Origin of the sequence: Nocardia amamiensis (assembly GCF_015477605.1) — a bacterium.
Lineage (GTDB): Bacteria > Actinomycetota > Actinomycetes > Mycobacteriales > Mycobacteriaceae > Nocardia > Nocardia amamiensis_A.
Genome location: NZ_JADLQX010000022.1, coordinates 37,274 through 54,231, shown reverse-complemented (window position 1 = coordinate 54,231; position 16,958 = coordinate 37,274). Strand labels below are relative to the sequence as shown.

Sequence of the window (16,958 nt, the reverse complement as noted above, 5' to 3'; positions counted from 1 at the left end):
GCTAGCAAACTCCCTGGATGGGCGACAAAAGCACTGGCGCACCTGCGGTTTCTGGCCGCGGCTTGCACCATAGCTCTATGCATGGTTAACCGACCGTGCGTAAACTGTGACCAAGCTGATATCAAAACGACGGCCGGGAAGGCCGGTCGCCCAGTAGGTGCAAGTCGAAACGACACGCACATGCGGCAAGCGGCCGGCGAGGGTGGCGAGCGGAGGTCCGCAACCGACTCCCTATCCGCAAACTTCCCTTCGCGGTCCTCATATTGGAGATATCGAGACCTCCGCGACACCGCGGTGGTCAGTGATAACGAGACGGTAGCCGCACGATCGTGTGACGTTGCCGAAGTGCTAAAGCGTTTCCCACAACACCAGAACTGCTGCATCGGCGAGCCTCAGCGGCTCTTGCTCCCACGGTCCGTGCTGTCCCACCACGCTGCCGGAACCTGACCCGCCTCTTCGAGAAACCGATCCACAATGTCTGACCGCAGGCCTTATCCCCCCACCACGACTCGCATCGCGAAGGTGTCAATGCCGCCCTTGGCGCAAGGGGCGTGGTAGCCATGGCAGAAGTAGCGAACGCTCGTGACAGGCCGATCCAACTTCCGGTGAGGCGCGCCCTATTCAGAAGTACAGGTTGAGAAAACAAGATCACTATAGTCACCAAAGGAGTTGCTATGCGCAAGAAGGTCGTAGACGCACTACATCAGGATTTCAATCGCTGGAGTGAACTGGTCGACCGCGCCGCGCACGCGGACAACGAAGTCGAACGGGAGAGACCCGCCTTGGCCGCCGCAGAGCTGGAAACGAAGTGGATCCGCACTGCCGCCGACGACTGGAGAACACTGCACGACCAGTGGTGCGCAAAAATCGACCGGACGCAAGCGCGTGTGAACTCCGCATACGCTCTGCTTTGAGCCGGATTGCCGAATCGAACCGGTCGCCGTGGCGGCGAGCGTTTATCCAGTTGCCCGCACGTCTGCGGGCAATCGGCAGCCCACGGCAGCGGTGATCGTCATCGACCGGGCATCGGCGAAGACCGACAGCCTGGTGTTGCTGTCCCAGTCCGCAGCATCTCCGCCCTCGAAGGTGACGTGCCGGTCCGGCGACGAACTACTGCCGGGCAGCATGTCGGTAGCGCCGACGGACGCGGCCAGCTCGCGGGCAATCTCCTGAAACCCGGGCCACGCCGCCTCGGGGAGCCCACCGTCGGCTAGGTAGCGCGGCAGGGCGACACGCCTGCCACCGGTATGCGCGTACGGTCCGTAGCAGGGCCCCAGCACGCGGTCCTCGCTCCAGCTCCACCGCAGCGCCGGTTCGATCGCCGAGGCCGCGGCCGCGATCTGTTCGACGATCGACGTCACCTGCTGCTCCGTCACCTCAGAAGACGGCAGATCAGTCAATTCCGCTGTGGCGGCGGCGATCTCCTCCGCGGAAGGCGGCGGGTCCGGCTCGCCGAGCAGAGTCGCGCATCCACTGGCGGACAGAGCCACGACCGCGAACGCGGCGAGTCGGCGCAGTGCGGCGGGCGGCCATCGCAGTCCGGTCATGGGCGTCTCCCCCGCTTCCCGCGGCCGCACGTATCGTCAGCGCGCATCTCCCGCAATCTTATTCGGGACGAGTCGCGCGAGGGCAAGATGGTGAACCGCGCCCGGGGTCGAACGTCGTCGAGGATCGCTGCGACAAATACGCCGCCGAAGAGTCCTGCGGCAGTGGTCACCGACCATGCTTCTCGCCGGGTGGTCGGGCGTTGTTTGCGATTGGCCGCGATCGCGGTCAGCTCGGCCACCTCCGCGCGCTGATGAAATCAACCCGACTGGGGTCACGCTGGCTCTGTCCGTCATTTGTGGGATCTGGCCCACTTTCCGTGATCAGGTCTGGAGCCGCGGCCCCCGTGCGAGTATCCCGCCGCAATCCCATGGCTGCGAGCGAGCGAAGGTTCGTGCCACCCAATCGATCCGAGCCAGATTTCGGAGAGTCGACCAACGAGCGCCCAGCGGCATGAGCGGATATCTGGGGGCCGTCAGTTCTCGACTCCGTATGTCATGAACGCGTAGACCCCGGGAGAGCACTCCTCGACCCTCGCCGCCACTCTTGCGCCCTCCTGTTCCCAGCCGTGTTCCACACCGGCTCGGACTTCTTCAGGCATTCCGGCGTAGGCATACGAGGAGTACAGCAGGATTCCCAGCGACCTGGCCTCTTCCTCGTCGTAGCCATAGTTCGACGGTTCGACCGGAAACCCCTCAACGTCGGTCATTCTCAGGTCCATACAAACAGCTCGAACGAGCTCGAATACCTGCTTCTGCTCCTGCTCCGACAGATCCGCGCCGTCCTTCCGGTAAACGAAAAGCGCTGGACCATAAGCCGACATGAATACCCCTCCGATCAGCAAGGCCGCATTCAAACAGAAAGGGCCCGACCACGCCTTACTCAGCAGTGCCCCGCACCTCGGCACGATGGTGAGTTCGGCCGGGGGCAGATCAGCTCGGCCCGTTGATCTTCGCCCGGCCGCGCCGGCCGGTTCGGTCAGCGCGCCACGCGGCAACAGAGTGCGTTGCGAGAGCCAGCGAGGAAGAGGCGAACGTTCAGGGCGGGCCAGCCATGCACCGGCATCAGCCGGGGCAATAGGCAGTCTCGGCGGCGTTCACGAAGGCCATCGCCGAGCCGAACTCGCCTGTTCCCCCGCTCAAGAACTCGGCCAGACTGTGCTTCGATATGCCGTCCGCAAGCAGATCGCAGACGGCATGGCCGCCCTCGGTAATGCCCGGGAATTCCGAGATGATGTCGGGAAGTACCTGAATGCCATCCCGCTGGATGAGCAGGAACCCGAAATGCGCGTCCTGTAACGGGCCGTAGTTGTGGGCCCTCGCGACCGGCTGAAGCTCTGCCGACGGCAATGCCGAGGCGGGGGCGGCGAACAGAACAGCAGCGGCCGCGGCGGCGAGCCCTGTAGCGATCTTCGAGAAGAGCAAGACGATTCCAATCGTGGGACAAAAGCGCGACCAGGTGATCGCCACGAAGATCGTAAGCGAGGTCGCCGAACTCCGCCGGGCGTCAATTCGCGCTACGCCACTGGACCCCACGAGCTCCATCGAGGACTCACCCAGACGAAAGTACAACCGGCCAGAGCACACCCGCGGCATCAACCGCCGTCGAGGTCGCAACCTCCGACATCCCCTCCGATCATCGCCCAGGATGCTACGCACGCCGATCCTGCCCGGCGTCCGGTAATCGGCTACTTAAGACTGGTGTCAGGGCTTGATCCCGGCCAGGATCGAGTCCCAGGTGCCCGGTGGGAGGCTCCCTAATCGGCTGCCCCCGGCTTGTTTGGTGTGGCTCACTAATGGCTTGCGTCCCACCGGATTACCGTGCGGGCGTGGCTGGAAGGGGTCTGCCCTGGCTCGAAGTAGCGGTGCCCTTCCCGCACGGACACCCAGTTCGTTCGGACTTCTGGAAGGACACCGTGACGGTCATCATCGGAATGGACCCGCATAAACGCTCGGCCACCATCGAAATTATCGACCAGTCCTCCACCGTGCTGGCGACCGGCCGATATAGCACCGACACCACCGGGTACCGCAAGATGCTCGCCGCGGCAGGACAGTTCCCGGATCGGGTCTGGGCGATCGAGGGGCTGCAACGGCGTCGGCCGGCACCTGGCACACCGGCTGATCCACCATGGTGAGATTGTCATCGATGTGCCCGCCAAACTGTCGGCGCAGGTGCGGGTGTTCGCCACCGGCAACGGCCGCAAAACCGACCCGGTCGACGCCCATTCGGTCGCGCTGGCCGCGCTGCGGTCGCCGAACTTGCGACGAGTGCAAGCAGATCCGGAACTCGTCGCACTCGGGCTGCTGGTCGATCGTCGCGACGAACTCGGCCGCACACGCACCGAACTGTTGAACCGGATCCACCGGCTGCTCATGGAGCTGGTTGCCGGGGGAGCCAAACGGTTCCTGTCCGCGATGCAGGCCCGCGCCCTGGCCGAGGCCATCGAACCAGCCGATGCGGCGGCACGCGTCCGGCTGCGCCTGGTACTGGAGCTGATCGACGACCTCGAGGTCGTGGACCGGAAAACCAAAGCCGCGGACAAGGAACTGAAGCAACTGGTTGTGGACCGTGGCTCGACCTTGATGGACCTCAACGGCATCGGCCCCTCCGGCGCCGCGCGGCTACTCGCCGACGTCGACGATGTCCACCGGTTCGCGTCGCGGGATCGGTTCGCGTCCTGGAACGGCACCGCACCATTGGATGCTTCTTCCGGTCAGCAGCAGCGGCACCGGCTCTCCCGCGCCGGCAACCGGAAGATCAACCGCGTCCTGCACGTCATGGCGATCGTCCAACTACGCAACCCGACTCCTGGCCGCGTCTACTACGACGGCAAACGAGCCGCCGGGAAGACCTCGATGGAGTCGATGCGGGCACTCAAACGCCGATTGTCGAACGTGGTCTATCACCGGATGCTCGCTGACCAGCGGCGACGGGATGCGGCAAGCCCGGGAGGCATTCGGGAACGACAACTGACTCCAGCGCGACCGGCCCGACCCCGCACACCGATCCTTCGGACAAGCCACAACCCGGACCTACCTCCACACAGCCTAACGCCGAGCTGACCACCGCCTCTTGACATAAAGGGGAGCCACTACAGGGTTTGGCGCTCGCTTGACGTCAGGGACCTCCGCTGGGCGTGGGCGGCGATGAGTGCAGGCTGTGTGGGTGGGGATTTCGGCCAGGTCTGTGGCGCTGGTGATCTGGGTGATACTGGCGGTGTGAACGGGACATGGGAGGCGTGGGGTCGGGTCGTGGTGACCGCGATCGCCGCGATACCGGTAGCCGGTCTCCTGGCCTGGTGGCTGGCTGGGCGGCGCGGGTGGCGGGCGGCGCTGTGCGATGTCGGGATGGTGACGGGTACCGCGCCGTGGTTGTGGATGATCCTCACGCCGACCGGAAGAGGTCGTTCGCTGAATCTCGTGCCGCTGCGTGATCTGGCCGAGCAACTGGCCGACGACCGGGTAATCGAGCAGTTCAGCGGGAATCTGCTTGTCTTCGCCGCACTCGGCTTCCTGTTGCCGGTGCGCCGACCCTGGTTCGCCCGCTCGTACCGCATCCTGTTGGCGGGAGCAGCAGCTTCGATCGCGGTGGAGACTGCACAGTTCGCCCTCGCTATCGGCCGTCACTCATCCGTCGACGACGTGCTGTTCAACGCGGCCGGTGCATGCCTGGCGGGCCAGCTCTCACGACATCTGTGGGCGTCGCGCGCAATTACCGACCGTTCCGAGCCGGCATTACCCGAAGCGCCGGCACAGGGCATCGTCTCCGAGCGAGACGGCGTCGGCCAGCCGACCTTCCCCGAGTAGGGAGATCATCGAGAAGTGCGTGGCCGCTGGGTTGGGACCTGCTCGAGCGTCATCTCGACCACCTGCTGCACCTGATCCAGCAGGATCGACGGTGGCCGGCCCGGCCGGGGCTCATCGGCCAGACCAGCCAATCCGTACTCGATGAAGCGGCCCCGCCACTTCCGCACCGTCATCGCCGACACGCCCACCTCCGCCGCAACGTGGGTGTTGAACGCGCCCGGCTCGGCGCAGGCCAGCACGATCCGGCACCGCAACGCATATGCCTGCGTCGACGTCGCCGCCCGCGCACCCCGAACAGCTCCCGACGCTGCCCTCGGTCACCACCAAATCCGCCCCAGACCTCGGCCGCCCAGTCCTCCCCACCGCCGAATCCTACAATTAAGCAACGGATTTCAGGCGCGGAACACTAGTACCGCTATCACGGCGCGGTGATATTCGGAGCCGAAAGCCGAGCGGCCGTGGCCGATTTGCTCGGCACGGCGCAGGTCGCGGCCCTCGTCGAAGAGCAGCGCACAGCTTTCACCGCGGTGCACGCCTACAGCGTGGAGCGCACGGTGCCCGTCGTTCGCGCAGCCGGATAGTCACCCCGACTCGGCTGCGCTGCCGGAGAGGTGGCGGACTGTCCGGCAGCCGACTCACCGCGCAGCGCACCGACGCGATGTCCTCAGTCGCCAGACACCGAAGGCCAATGCGGCCATCGCTGTAATCGCGGCGGCCACGGGGGCATACGTGCGCAAGACAGCGATCTGCTCTCGCGCTTCCTGCGATTGTGTGACCATTTCTTCAATGGTCTGTTCGTCGAAGCGCAGGTTGCCCTCGAAGACGGTGACAGGGGCGGGATCGTCGACGGCGGTGGCCAGATACCGACGTTGATGCTCGCTCACTACAATGATCGCGCCGGTGATGGAGTCTACCCAGAAGTCGCGGATGGCGGAGTAGTACAGCGACATCGTGATCGATTCCTCGTCGCCGCTTCGCCCCACCGTCTGCGCGGGGAGTGTGAGACGCCCCCGTGTCGGCAGCAGGCCGGACAGCTCGGCCGGGGGTATGTCAACACGGAAATGCAGTAGCCGCAAGCCGTCTCGCACAGTGGCGTCATCGACGTACTGCAAGCGGGTCTCCTGTTGGGAGATGACGTCGAAGTAGGTGTAGTCGCGCTTGCCGGTGTCGAAAGGAAGCTTGTACTGCAAGCCGTTGCGTACCGTCTCGAGCGGGTCTTGACCGGGTTCGAAAACCGTTAGTGCTGGACGTCGTTGTGATGCGCCGCTGGCCCGGTTCATGCTCACCTGGTCGACCAGCGCATCGACAAGACTTGCCTGACCTGAGCGGTCCAGCCTCGTCGACTGCTGCGCGACGCGCAGTGTGACAATCTCGGAATTCGTTGGCGCGATGCTGGTTACCAAGGTCGATAGTTGGATCGGAACGTCGTGTTCGACGTGGAGTCGTCCCTGCAAAAGAAGATCGAGATCCAGCATCGTGCCCGTGCCGGACGCGATCGTCACCTGCCGTACCTGAGCCGGGAACTTGATCAACGTGTCTGCGACGTAGCTCGGCAGGACAATCGCGACCGCGGCGAGCAAGGCGGCGGTCGCGAGTGCGAAGTATCCGAGATATCGCTTGCGCGACCGATTCTTCGCGCTCGGCTGTGCACCCCGCTCGACGTCGAGATCCACAGGAAGGTAATCAGTCTTGGTCATAAGGATTCGCCTTTGAAGGTCATACAGCCGCTTCGCTGCAGGGGTTCTCGCAGAGGCGCCGTTCGGAAGCGGCCCGCGATTCCCGATACGGGCAGCGGCAGGTGGTCGGGCAGCTCGGCACGAACGAAACGAACGCGCAGCACCGCGCGGCGCGCTCGAGCTGGATGATCGAACCGAACCAGAGCGGCGCGGCGGCGCTGGATGTGCATCTCGGCGGCCAGCGGAGATCCAGTACGGCAACGAGCCGCCCTGCACCGCGCTAACCGGCATATGGATCGTGATAGTGGACGATCGACAGCTCCCTCCACGAGACTGACGATATCGTCACATACGACGCAGGCCTCAGTCAAGAGAAACTGACGAATTCGTCACAACCTGGATTGTCCTGGCTGGAGCAGGTTGATGCGGTCGGATTCCGTGGGACGAACAGCGGCAGCAGAATACGGCGTGGGGCGAACTGTGCGATCCGAATTACGATTCAGGTCGGCTTGCTCGAGCGCAGTGAAGCGTGCCGCCGGCCGATGCAGTCGAAATCTCCCTAGCCCTCATCGGTTGTGGTTGAACGGTTCGGTGCCCAGTACGAGCCGGAGTCCGGAGATACCGGAATGCGCTCGGGCGTAAGCGAGTTCCCGGTTGATGTCGCCGAGGTGATTGACGATGGGGATAGCGATGCCGAAAGTCGGCAGGGTGCCGACGGCACGACCGAACATCACGGCCTTGATGCCGACCCACGACTGCGCGCTGGCGACGAATTCTTCGACGCAGTTCTCTCCCTGGCATGAAATGGGCTCGGAGTCAGAACTCGAGGGGGATCGAGGGCAGCGGGGAGGAGGCGATTCGGCGGGCCTCGTCGCGTGGTATTCCCAGTGCGCAGAGAAGAAGCTCTCCCGCGCCGCCTCCGGCCTCGCGCCAGGTTTGGTGGCCTTCGAGGACCATCCACATGGCGCTGATCTAAGCATTCGGACTCGATCGGATGAACCCGAATTGCTTGCGCGGCTTGGCGCGCTCACTTCGCCATGCTTGACCGGCGCCGGAACCATCGCTGGGCATGCCCGCGGATACCGGCGAGAGTCCGCGGTTTCGGAGCGGTTTCGACGGCTTCCGGGGCCGATGCCGCCTGGGCGAATCGCACGTGCAGTTGTTCGCGGACTTGATCCGGGGTGTAGGCGCGGCGGCGGCGCTCGGCGCGCACCACCACGACACCGGTGGCTACCACACCGGCCGCACCCGCCAATCCCAACACCTTCCACCACCTCATACCGCATAGGCTACGACCATGACGGGGACGGGCATCAGTCTCGACCGAGCGGTCGAGGTCACCAGAACGGGTGATATCTGGCTTTTCCGAGGGCATTCGACAGCCGACCGGGTGATCCGTATGACGACGAACAGTCCGGTGAACCATGTCGGCATGTCGGTGGTGATCGACGATCTGCCCGCCCTGATCTGGCACGCGGAGCTCGGGAGATCCCTGCCCGACATGTGGTCGGGAAACACGCACCGCGGCGTCCAGTTGCACAACCTGCGCGATGCCGTGCTGGTCTGGGCACACCGCTATGGTCAGCAGGCCTGGTTGCGCCAGTTGGACCCTCCTGTCACTCCAGAGATGGAGGAAAGCGTGCTGCGCACCATCGCCCGGCTCGACGGCACCCCGTTCCCCTCCACCGCCGCCCTTGCCGGGCGCTGGCTGCGCGGCCGTGCGCGCCTCCCCCGCCGCAAAGCGAGTCGACCGGCCGCCCGGGAACTGGAGAACGCGTACTGCGCCGAAATCGTCGCTGCGACATACCAAGCGATGGGACTGCTACCGCAACACCGTAGCCCCGACTGGTACGACCCTGGCCGATTCTGGAGCGGAGACGGACTGCGGCTGTCCGGCAACTACGAACTGGGCGGCGAAATAGCCGTCCGAACACCCGCCGAGGTACTCGACTGACTCGACGGGGTATGTCGCGGCGCGACTGGCGGCAATCGGCGAGCAATCTCACCGGCGCGACCGACCGGTTTCCACTGCTGGGAAGACTTTCGATACAGCCGCTGGAGTTCCCAGGGAAAAATGACCTGCCGTCAGCACCTGGGCCTCCGATCGGGCCTGACGGCTCACCCTGAGAGGGAACCACATTCGATGAGGATCAACCGCACAATCCGCCTCGCCATCGGGGCGATCGCCGTCACCCTCGCCGCAACCGCCTGCGGTGGCGGTAACAGCAGCGACTCCGCGACCACCAGTGATCACGTGAGGGAGGGGAAGCTGACCATCGGCATCAAGTTCGACCAGCCCGGCCTGGGCTTTCGTGAAGCGGACGGCTCCTACCACGGGTACGACGTCGAGATCGCCAAGTATGTGGCGGGCAAGCTCGGCGTGCAGCCCGACGGCATCACCTTCAAAGAGGCGCCGTCGGGCAAACGCGAGACGATGATCATGAACGGCGAGGTGGACTTCATCGTCGCCAGCTACTCGATCACCGACGCCCGCAAGGAGAAGGTCGACTTCGCCGGGCCGTACTTCGTGGCCGGGCAGGCCCTGCTGGTGAAAAAGGAGACCACCGATATCACCGGTGTCGAGTCGCTGACCGGCAACAAGAAGCTGTGTTCGGTCAAAGGCTCCACCCCGGCACAGTACGTCAAGGACAATCACGCCAAGAGCGTTCAGCTGGTGGAAGTGGACACCTACTCGCAGTGCGTCGAAGCCCTGCGCAGCGGCTCGGTCGACGCGGTGACCACCGACGACATCATCCTCGCCGGTTACGCCGGGCAGGCATCGGGCGAACTGAAGCTGGTCGGCAACACGTTCACCATCGAGAAATACGGCATCGGCCTGAAGAAGGGCGATCAGGAGACCCGCACCAAGATCAACGACGCACTCGAGGCAATGATGGCCGACGGTTCTTGGAAGAAGGCGTTCGAGGACACGATCGGTCCGCTCCGCGACTCGACGCTGACGCCGCCGACCGTCGACCGTTACTGATCCGACTGCACCGACCCCCAGCGCCGGCACAGATCACCGGATCCGGCGGATCCCCGATGTCCGGCGAGGTTTCGGAGTAGGCGGCTGTATCCGCTATCCTATGCCCAGTCCACGGCGAAACGGCACAGCACGGTGCCTACACCATGGACTGGGCATCGGCCGGCGTCGAGGCGCCCGGCGGAGCCCAAGCCGGCGAAGCCTGCGCTGCAAGGAGAACAGGTTCCCGCCTCCCGCTACCCGAAGGCGTGCTCGCACTGCGTACGACCTCGATTCTGGCCCTGGCGACGTGCGGCAAACCTGTATGGCCTGCCGCAACCATTAACGGCGCCCTGGCGTCGGGTCAGGGAGGCTGCACGCGAACCCTACGCCTACCGGTGATTCCCCGCCTGGGCGGGTGTCCCGGTTCCGGCGAGTCCGGTCAGGGCCTGCGGCAGTGGGCCCTGGTGCAGGACACCGAGGCGCTGGGTCGCGCGGGTGAGGGCGACGTAGAGTTCGGCCGCGCCGCGCGGTCCGTCGGCGAGGATGCGTTCCGGTTCCACGACCAGGACGGCGTCGTATTCCAGACCCTTGGTCTCCGACGCCGCCACCGCACCTGGCACGTCCGGGGGTCCGATCACGACGCTCGTGCCTTCGCGACCGACTTCGTCGCGGACGAATTCCGCTATGGCAGAGGCCAATTCGTGCTCGGTGACCGGTCTGGACCATGGCCGGACGCCGCACGCGCGGACCGACTCCGGTGGCTGGACCCCTGGTGCGAACTCGGCGAGCACCGCGGCGGCGACGGTCATGATCTCCGCCGGGGTGCGGTAGTTCACCGATAGTGACCGGTAGACCCAGCGGCCGGGCACGTACGGCTCCAGCATCTGGTCCCACGATATCGCTCCGGCCGCCGACCGGCGTTGGGCGAGATCGCCGACCACCGTGAAGGATCGGGCCGGGCAGCGCCGCATCAGCACCCGCCAGTCCATTTCGGACAGTTCCTGGGCCTCGTCGACCACGACGTGCCGGTAGGTCCAGTCCCGGTCCGCGGCAGCACGTTCGACGAGTTCACGAGTGTCCCGCTCGAGGAAGCGGTCGGCCAGGTCCTCGGCGTAGAGCAGGTCCTGGGCGAGCAGGTGGTCCTCGTCGTCCATCAGGTCCGCACGGTCGATGAGAATGTCCAGCACGCCTGCGGCGTACTCGCCCTCGGCCCTGCGCTCCCGTTCGGCAGCCTGGTCGGCCGACTTGTCGCGGCCGAGCAGGTCGACCAGTTCGTCGAGTAGCGGCACGTCCGACACCGTCCAGGCATCGCCGTCGGTACGGAACAACGTCTGGTCGGCGCCTGCTGCTCGCAGCCGTTCGGGAGACATATACAGCTCTGCCAATAGTGTTTCGGGCGTCAGTACCGGCCAGAGCTCGTCGAGCGCGGCGGTGAACTGGTCGTTGTCCGCGAGTTCCGCGAGCAGGTCCGCCCGCAGCTGCTCCCATGCCTCGCGCTCGTCCCGGGTCAGCCAGCCCCGGCCGATCCGGGCTATCGCTCGTTCGGTGAGCACCCAGGTGACGATCTCGCGGAACACCGCGCGGGCTTCGTTGTGCGGCAGCCCGCTCGCGCGCGCCTCCTCCCGGCCCCACTCCGCGGTCTCGGCGTCGATGCGCACGGTGACGTCGGTCAGTTCGATCGGCAGCGGATGCTCCGGCAGCCGCTGCCGATCGGCCACCGCCGCCGCGAGCACGTCGAGGATTTTCAGCGAGCCCTTGAGCCGCGCGGCGTCCGGGGTGTCCTCGGCGGTGACGCGCAATCCGGGTACGAAGTCGCCGGTGGTCATGAACACCACGTTGGTTTCACCCAGGGACGGCAGAACACGGCTGATGTGGTGCAGGAACGCCGGATTGGGCCCGACCACGAGTACACCGTTGCGTTCCATCCGCTCCCGCTGCGTGTAGAGCAGGTACGCGACGCGGTGCAGCGCCACTACAGTCTTTCCGGTGCCCGGTCCACCCTCGATCACCAGCACCCCTGGATGATCGAGCCGGATGATCTCGTCCTGTTCGGCCTGGATCGTCGCAACGATGTCGTGCATCCCGTCACCGCGCGGCGCGTTGACCGCCGCGAGCAGCGCTGCGTCCCCTCGCTCGCCACCACCCGGGCGGCCGAGTACCTCGTCGGTGAAATCGACCACTCGACGCCCCCGGGTGTGGAATTGACGGCGTCGGCGCATGTTTTCCGGGCTGGCGGCGGTGGCGACGTAGAAGGCGCGCGCCGCTGGCGCCCGCCAATCGAGCAACAACGGTTCGTACTCGTTCTCCTCGTCGAAGAGTCCGATCCGGCCGATGTACATACGTTCGCCCGAAAGGGTGTCCAACCGGCCGAAACACAGCCCGTTGTCGGCCACGTCCAGCCGCTTGACCTCTTTGGCCAGCGCGCGCACCTCGAAATCCCGTTCCATGAGCGTGCCGCCGTTTCCCCGCAACGCCGCGCTGTACTGCCCCTTCGCTCGTGCGCGATCGGCATCGAGCCGCGTGTAGAGCCCGGTCACGTAGCTCCGCTCGGACCGCAATTCGTCCTCATACCCCTGAGTTGACACGCACCCTCACTCTCCCACTCGCTCGACGACGCGAAATCCTCACACCCGCCGCTGCGCGTGAGTGTCCGCCACTACCCCATTTCGGTAGTTTCTGGCTTCGGTCGGTGATTTTGCGGCATGACCGGGGTCTTGCCGCAAGCCCCCCGGTGCGCTATATGTTGAGAGTGGAAAGGCGTACGTAGTCCTTCCCCTTCATCGTCCGCTGTGGACGGACAACCTCCTCGCGAAGCCGCACGGGCCTCTGGGCATGTGTCGATATGCGGTGCCACATCGTCAGGTGGGTAGGTCCCATCGAGACACGCGGCCACACGGAGTTCGCGGATACGGCGAATCTGCGCCGCGTATGCAAGCTTTCACAGACGCCGTCGACAACGGTGGAGGCGGCCGGATGACCGGAGGGACCAGGACGAGTAGGGCGTGACCGCGGCCGCGCGTCGGCCACGAAATCGGATCGGTCGGTCGTCCTGACCGCGTGCGGGGCGGTCAGGACGAACTCGGGCGCAGGAGGCTACCTGTCTTACCTCCGATCGAATCTGCTCATCCGCGCTTCCGTCGAGAACGGAAATTGCGCCGTCCAGGTATCCGTTTCGCGTGCGATCACTTCGTTGACCCGGTGGGAGAAATCTCTGAGCAGTCCCATCCGCCGGTCTATCTCGCCATTGGAATTGGCGGGCGCCCTCGAGACGGACGCCCACTCGAGTTGGAAGTCACACAGCATCGCGTTGATCGACTGCGCGCTTCGGATGTCGCGCAGCCATGCGGCCGAAATGCCGAAGAATCGGTCGAATGCCGCGCATCCGGCGGCGCAGGCGAGCAGTGCGTAACCCCAACTCGGGTTGATGGCGTCGACTCCGGCGGTCGTCAGCAGTGGCACCAGAATTCCGAGTAAGCCCAAAGTGATCATAGCCGCGGTCAGGGCTAGGCTGGTTTGCCGCTTGGTTAGTTTGTCTCTCGTGTACCGATCGCGTGCGTCTATGGCATACGTCTCCACACGTTGGAACAGCCGGGCAAGGGTCTCATCGGAACTCGACCAGTCGGCGGCGCGGAGGTCCAGCGAAGGCGGCACTCCGAGGTCCTGCGAGCGATCCCCGCCGATGGGCGATCGGTGCTCTGTCACGGCGGTACTGTATCGCCCCGCGCCGCGCGTTGATCATCTGATCGACTCTTCCGCAGGTAGAGCGAGCGGCGCGGTGGCGCCCAATTTGCTTGCGACTCGTGCGATGCGGTGCCGCAACGGGTTTCAGACCTGTGGCGATGCCACACCATGCGCTCCCCAGCTGCCGCCGGTGCGAGGTTCGACGAGTGAACTAGAATTACCAGCGATCATCACATGAGCGAGAATCAAGGTCTCACACCGCTGCGACCCGACCAGTCGGGCCTGCGGGGAAGGCTGGCCCGGGTACTCGTCGAGGAGCCCACCGATGAGATCGATTGGCCCGCGGACCTGCCAGCCGGGATCGATACTGTTGTGATCGTCGACGACGAGCCGAATCCGCATCACACACTGCGGGTGCACCCACCAGGGGATCCCACGAACATAGCCTTGGTCGTGTTCGACCAGCTAACGCTCTGCGAGGACCAGCGACAGATGGACCCGCGACGGATCGAGCTCAATCGTCGGCACAGCCGGGAGATGGGTGTGCTGTTCCAGCGATTCATCATCGCCCATCCGGACGTCGAATCCGAAGTCCACGGAGCACAGATGACCGCAGCACAAGAGGCCGCATGGACTGCATTCAGCGCGGCGCTACTTGCTCGGCATCAGGCCGAGCGATCTGCTCTTGCCGCCGAAATCGAAGCCGAGCAGCAACAGCGCGACGGCCAGTAGACGGGGAGCACCTCGGCGAGCCAGCTGTCGAGGTTGCGGGACACCCACGGCCAGCGCCCGGGTCGCGAGCCGACCCGGGCGCTGGGGGACATCGCGTGGTGGGACACCGAGGTTACGACGAGCTGGGAAGTTCGTCGGCGAATCCCGCCAGTTCGTCCAGGACTCGGTCGATGCTGTCCGATCTGGCACCTGGTGAATCGAGGCGTTCGCGCACCATGAACTCGGCACGATCGAGCACCGTGGTGGTGAGGTCGTGCCCGAGTTCTTCCCGCAACTGCCGACGCACCTGCTGGAGGTGGTCCAGACCGTGTCGACGCACCCGTTCCACTTCGGCGGCAGCCGTTTCCCGCAGTTCCGCGAGTATCCGCTCGGCATCGGCGTGTGCTTCCCGGTGGATGCGGGCCACCTCGATGCAGGCCATTGCGTCCGCTTCGGCGAAGGCACGTTCGGCGGCGGCCAATCGGGCCGCGGCCTGCGAGCTCTGCTCCAGTTGTTCCCGAATTGCGTGCTGCGACCGGTGCATCATCGCCTTTGCCTGCGGCGCAATCCATTTGACGAGCGCACCGACAATGACGGCGAAACCGAACAGCTGGCTCAGGAATACCGGCCAATTCCACGTGATGTCGTAGATACCGTCACGTTCGTTCAATGCCTTCACCTCCGATCACGCGGTCTGCCAGATCACCGGCCAGCGGGTCGACGTGTCCGCGCAGCCGCACCGCTGCCGCGTCGGCGTGGGCCCGCAGCTCGATCGTGGCCTCGGCCGATATCCGGTCCGACTGTTCCTGTGCCCGCTCGCGCGTCGAGATCAGGATCGCGCGGCCTTCGATTCTGGCCTGTTCGCGCCGCCGCGCCGCCTCGCCGCGAGCCTGTGCCACCGAGGACCGATACCGTTCCCCGGCCGCCTCGAGGACTTCCCGCGCCCGTTTCCCATCGGCGGCGGCCTTGGCGACGCGTGCCTCCCGCTCCGCGAGCACATCGCGGATCGGCGGCACCACGAAGAGCCAGATGACCGCGAGCACGATCAGGAATATCGACAGTTCGGCGAGGAAGGTGCCATTAGGGATCAGAAAATTCTGTCCCGCCATGGTTTTCGTTTCCATGGCGTCACTTGCCCGGCGCCGCGAAGGCGAACAGTGCCATGAATGTCAGATTGATGAAGTACACGGCGTCGACCAGGCTGACCGCCATCAGATAGTTGCCGCGCAGCCTGCCTTCGGCCTCGGGTTGCCGGGCCACGCCATTGATCAGCGCCGAACCCGCCATTCCATTGCCATAGCCTGCGCCGATCGCACCGCCGACCATCATCAGTCCGCCCGCGAGCAGGGCCGCCGCCTGGACGATCGTCGCGTGGGTCACGTCTGCCATTTGTTTTCCTTTCCCCGTTGAATAGGAATGTGGTGGTCATGGGATTGGTGCTACAGCTCAGTGCCTTTCGCGCTCGAGCGCGGTGGCCTGACCGAAGTAGAGGATGGTCAGCAGAGCGAAGATGAAAGCCTGGATGAGCCCGACGAAGAGGTCGAACAGCTTCCAGACGGCGTTCGGGCCCCAGCTCAGCCAGGCCGGAAGCAGCGCGATCACCGAGATCATCACCCCGCCCGCGAACATGTTGCCGAACAACCGCAGCGCCAGTGAAAGCGGTTTCGCGAGTTCCTCGATGACGTTGATGAAAATCATCGGCCCCCAGCCTGTATGCCCCTTCAATACCTGCTTCATATGTCCGATCGGGCCGCGTCGCGCCATACCTGCGGCCTGGTAGCAGAGGAAGACGAACAGCGCGAGCGCATAGGTGAAGTTGACATCCGCGGCGGGCGGTTTGATCAGCTCACCGTCGCCGTATTGCACCGGCAGCACGGACAGCCAGTTCGACAGCAGAATGAAGACGAACAGCGTCACCGCCAGTGGCAGGACGAAAGGAGCGATCCGCAGTCCGACTGCGCTTTCCACCTGACCGCGCAGCTGCACTGTCACGGTCTCGAAGAACAACTGCACGCCGTTCGGAACCCCGGAGGTCAGTTTGACGCGCAGATAGAGCGCGAGTCCCACTACGACAACTGCCGCGACCACGGTCGCAAGGATCGTATCGACGTGGAAATCCATACCGAGGACGTGTGCGGTTTCATGGTGGCCGACTTCGACTTTCGTCATCGGGCACCTCGCAACACCGGCATTGCCACTCGTAGCAGTAGGGTGATCTGAAAGGCCACCAGCCCGAAGAGAATGCCGAACCCATCGGGGCGAGTCAGGACGCTGACGACCAACGCGAGCGCCGTAACGCCGAACAACCGCACCCCGCTCGTCGCCGCCAAACGTTGTTTTCCGGATCCGGGATCATGCGAAATCCACGCGACGGCAACCTGGGTGAGCCACGCGTTGACATAGCCCAAGGCCATTCCGGCACAAACGAATACACCCAATAGCAGCCGATCCAGCAACCCGGCCACCGCGAGAACCACGATTCCCGCTCCGGCGGAGACGATGATCGGACGGCGGTCCACGCTGACCGTCATATGCCCTCCCATAGTGATGGCGTGACGGTATGTAGCAGAG

The 16,958-nt window shown here is 64.9% G+C and carries 22 protein-coding genes; 8 read left to right on the top strand and 14 right to left on the bottom strand.

All coding sequences use genetic code 11. From position 1 onward, the window contains the following. Positions 1 to 674 precede the first annotated feature (674 nt). Positions 675 to 914, top strand: a complete 240-nt coding sequence (locus IU459_RS25980) for a hypothetical protein (protein ID WP_195132190.1) — start codon at positions 675 to 677, stop codon at positions 912 to 914. 42 nt (positions 915 to 956) lie between these two features. Here IU459_RS25980 and IU459_RS25975 read toward each other — a convergent pair whose 3' ends face one another. The 3 genes from IU459_RS25975 to IU459_RS25965 all read right to left on the bottom strand — a co-directional run bounded on the left by IU459_RS25975 (position 957) and on the right by IU459_RS25965 (position 3,014). Continuing rightward, on the bottom strand, positions 957 to 1,547 hold the full coding sequence (locus IU459_RS25975) for an LppA family lipoprotein (RefSeq protein WP_195132189.1): 591 nt from the start codon (positions 1,545 to 1,547) through the stop codon (positions 957 to 959). Positions 1,548 to 2,020: 473 nt separating this feature from the next. Further along, a complete protein-coding gene (locus IU459_RS25970; RefSeq protein WP_195132188.1) occupies positions 2,021 to 2,389 on the bottom strand; it encodes a hypothetical protein in 369 nt (122 codons plus the stop codon). A 220-nt stretch (positions 2,390 to 2,609) separates the two neighbouring features. Beyond that, complete coding sequence (locus IU459_RS25965; RefSeq protein ID WP_195132187.1) at positions 2,610 to 3,014, bottom strand: DUF732 domain-containing protein; 405 nt, start codon at positions 3,012 to 3,014, stop codon at positions 2,610 to 2,612. A 359-nt stretch (positions 3,015 to 3,373) separates the two neighbouring features. Between IU459_RS25965 and IU459_RS38710 the strand changes: the two genes are divergently transcribed. From IU459_RS38710 to IU459_RS25955, 3 genes are all read left to right on the top strand, one after another. Further along, positions 3,374 to 3,682 (top strand): IS110 family transposase, encoded by a 309-nt coding sequence (locus IU459_RS38710; RefSeq protein ID WP_228838520.1) that lies wholly within the window; start codon positions 3,374 to 3,376, stop codon positions 3,680 to 3,682. 13 nt (positions 3,683 to 3,695) lie between these two features. Next, positions 3,696 to 4,610, top strand: coding sequence for a transposase (locus IU459_RS25960; RefSeq protein ID WP_324199027.1), 915 nt, complete (start codon positions 3,696 to 3,698; stop codon positions 4,608 to 4,610). Between the two features lie 156 nt (positions 4,611 to 4,766). Beyond that, positions 4,767 to 5,354: a VanZ family protein gene (locus IU459_RS25955; RefSeq protein ID WP_195132186.1), complete on the top strand. Its 588-nt coding sequence runs from the start codon at positions 4,767 to 4,769 to the stop codon at positions 5,352 to 5,354. 5 nt (positions 5,355 to 5,359) lie between these two features. Here the strand turns inward: IU459_RS25955 and IU459_RS25950 are convergent, their stop codons facing one another. Continuing rightward, entirely contained in the window at positions 5,360 to 5,608 is a 249-nt protein-coding gene (locus tag IU459_RS25950; RefSeq protein WP_195132185.1) for a helix-turn-helix domain-containing protein, read from the bottom strand. A gap of 174 nt (positions 5,609 to 5,782) precedes the next feature. On the opposite strand from IU459_RS25950, the gene IU459_RS25945 reads away from it, so the two are divergent. Further along, a complete protein-coding gene (locus IU459_RS25945) occupies positions 5,783 to 5,935 on the top strand; it encodes a hypothetical protein (protein ID WP_195132184.1) in 153 nt (50 codons plus the stop codon). 54 nt (positions 5,936 to 5,989) lie between these two features. Here the strand turns inward: IU459_RS25945 and IU459_RS25940 are convergent, their stop codons facing one another. From IU459_RS25940 to IU459_RS25930, 3 genes are all read right to left on the bottom strand, one after another. Then, positions 5,990 to 7,051, bottom strand: coding sequence for a DUF3068 domain-containing protein (locus tag IU459_RS25940; RefSeq protein ID WP_195132183.1), 1,062 nt, complete (start codon positions 7,049 to 7,051; stop codon positions 5,990 to 5,992). Positions 7,052 to 7,596: 545 nt separating this feature from the next. Continuing rightward, a complete protein-coding gene (locus IU459_RS25935) occupies positions 7,597 to 7,761 on the bottom strand; it encodes a hypothetical protein (RefSeq protein WP_195132273.1) in 165 nt (54 codons plus the stop codon). A gap of 296 nt (positions 7,762 to 8,057) precedes the next feature. Then, complete coding sequence (locus IU459_RS25930; RefSeq protein WP_195132182.1) at positions 8,058 to 8,309, bottom strand: hypothetical protein; 252 nt, start codon at positions 8,307 to 8,309, stop codon at positions 8,058 to 8,060. Positions 8,310 to 8,327: 18 nt separating this feature from the next. Between IU459_RS25930 and IU459_RS25925 the strand changes: the two genes are divergently transcribed. Further along, a complete protein-coding gene (locus IU459_RS25925) occupies positions 8,328 to 8,984 on the top strand; it encodes a hypothetical protein (protein WP_195132181.1) in 657 nt (218 codons plus the stop codon). 189 nt (positions 8,985 to 9,173) lie between these two features. Then, positions 9,174 to 10,016 (top strand): glutamate ABC transporter substrate-binding protein, encoded by an 843-nt coding sequence (locus IU459_RS25920; protein ID WP_195132180.1) that lies wholly within the window; start codon positions 9,174 to 9,176, stop codon positions 10,014 to 10,016. Between the two features lie 368 nt (positions 10,017 to 10,384). Here IU459_RS25920 and helR read toward each other — a convergent pair whose 3' ends face one another. Both helR and IU459_RS25910 read right to left on the bottom strand, forming a co-directional pair. Beyond that, positions 10,385 to 12,580, bottom strand: coding sequence for an RNA polymerase recycling motor ATPase HelR (gene helR, locus IU459_RS25915; protein WP_195132179.1), 2,196 nt, complete (start codon positions 12,578 to 12,580; stop codon positions 10,385 to 10,387). Positions 12,581 to 13,097: 517 nt separating this feature from the next. Next, positions 13,098 to 13,697 carry an SLATT domain-containing protein gene (locus IU459_RS25910; protein WP_195132178.1) on the bottom strand — a complete coding sequence of 200 codons (600 nt, stop codon included), beginning with the start codon at positions 13,695 to 13,697 and terminating at the stop codon, positions 13,098 to 13,100. Between the two features lie 213 nt (positions 13,698 to 13,910). Here IU459_RS25910 and IU459_RS25905 point away from each other — a divergent pair, with 213 nt between their 5' ends. Next, complete coding sequence (locus IU459_RS25905; protein ID WP_195132177.1) at positions 13,911 to 14,408, top strand: DUF7161 family protein; 498 nt, start codon at positions 13,911 to 13,913, stop codon at positions 14,406 to 14,408. A gap of 112 nt (positions 14,409 to 14,520) precedes the next feature. Here the strand turns inward: IU459_RS25905 and IU459_RS25900 are convergent, their stop codons facing one another. The 5 genes from IU459_RS25900 to IU459_RS25880 are packed head-to-tail and all read right to left on the bottom strand — an operon-like array spanning position 14,521 to position 16,906. Next, positions 14,521 to 15,057 (bottom strand): F0F1 ATP synthase subunit B family protein, encoded by a 537-nt coding sequence (locus tag IU459_RS25900; protein WP_195132176.1) that lies wholly within the window; start codon positions 15,055 to 15,057, stop codon positions 14,521 to 14,523. Next, a complete protein-coding gene (locus IU459_RS25895; protein ID WP_228838519.1) occupies positions 15,044 to 15,511 on the bottom strand; it encodes a F0F1 ATP synthase subunit B family protein in 468 nt (155 codons plus the stop codon). Before IU459_RS25895 ends, IU459_RS25900 begins: the two co-directional genes overlap by 14 nt. Before the next feature lie 4 nt (positions 15,512 to 15,515). Further along, positions 15,516 to 15,776 carry an ATP synthase F0 subunit C gene (atpE, locus tag IU459_RS25890; protein WP_067464659.1) on the bottom strand — a complete coding sequence of 87 codons (261 nt, stop codon included), beginning with the start codon at positions 15,774 to 15,776 and terminating at the stop codon, positions 15,516 to 15,518. Between the two features lie 57 nt (positions 15,777 to 15,833). Next, entirely contained in the window at positions 15,834 to 16,556 is a 723-nt protein-coding gene (gene atpB / locus IU459_RS25885) for a F0F1 ATP synthase subunit A (protein WP_195132175.1), read from the bottom strand. Next, a complete protein-coding gene (locus IU459_RS25880; RefSeq protein WP_195132174.1) occupies positions 16,553 to 16,906 on the bottom strand; it encodes a hypothetical protein in 354 nt (117 codons plus the stop codon). The genes atpB and IU459_RS25880 overlap by 4 nt, the downstream gene beginning before the upstream one ends. Between the last annotated feature and the right edge of the window lie 52 nt (positions 16,907 to 16,958).

Excerpts from the sequence above, each read along its gene's own strand:
- IU459_RS25980 (WP_195132190.1), top strand. The coding sequence starts at position 675 with ATGCGCAAGAAGGTCGTAGACGCACTACATCAGGATTTCAATCGCTGG.
- IU459_RS25975 (WP_195132189.1), bottom strand. The coding sequence starts at position 1,547 with ATGACCGGACTGCGATGGCCGCCCGCCGCACTGCGCCGACTCGCCGCG.
- IU459_RS25940 (WP_195132183.1), bottom strand. The coding sequence starts at position 7,051 with ATGACCAAGACTGATTACCTTCCTGTGGATCTCGACGTCGAGCGGGGT.
- IU459_RS25935 (WP_195132273.1), bottom strand. The coding sequence starts at position 7,761 with ATGTTCGGTCGTGCCGTCGGCACCCTGCCGACTTTCGGCATCGCTATC.
- IU459_RS25930 (WP_195132182.1), bottom strand. The coding sequence starts at position 8,309 with ATGAGGTGGTGGAAGGTGTTGGGATTGGCGGGTGCGGCCGGTGTGGTA.
- IU459_RS25925 (WP_195132181.1), top strand. The coding sequence starts at position 8,328 with ATGACGGGGACGGGCATCAGTCTCGACCGAGCGGTCGAGGTCACCAGA.
- IU459_RS25920 (WP_195132180.1), top strand. The coding sequence starts at position 9,174 with ATGAGGATCAACCGCACAATCCGCCTCGCCATCGGGGCGATCGCCGTC.
- IU459_RS25905 (WP_195132177.1), top strand. The coding sequence starts at position 13,911 with ATGAGCGAGAATCAAGGTCTCACACCGCTGCGACCCGACCAGTCGGGC.
- IU459_RS25895 (WP_228838519.1), bottom strand. The coding sequence starts at position 15,511 with ATGGAAACGAAAACCATGGCGGGACAGAATTTTCTGATCCCTAATGGC.
- atpE (WP_067464659.1), bottom strand. The coding sequence starts at position 15,776 with ATGGCAGACGTGACCCACGCGACGATCGTCCAGGCGGCGGCCCTGCTC.
- atpB (WP_195132175.1), bottom strand. The coding sequence starts at position 16,556 with ATGACGAAAGTCGAAGTCGGCCACCATGAAACCGCACACGTCCTCGGT.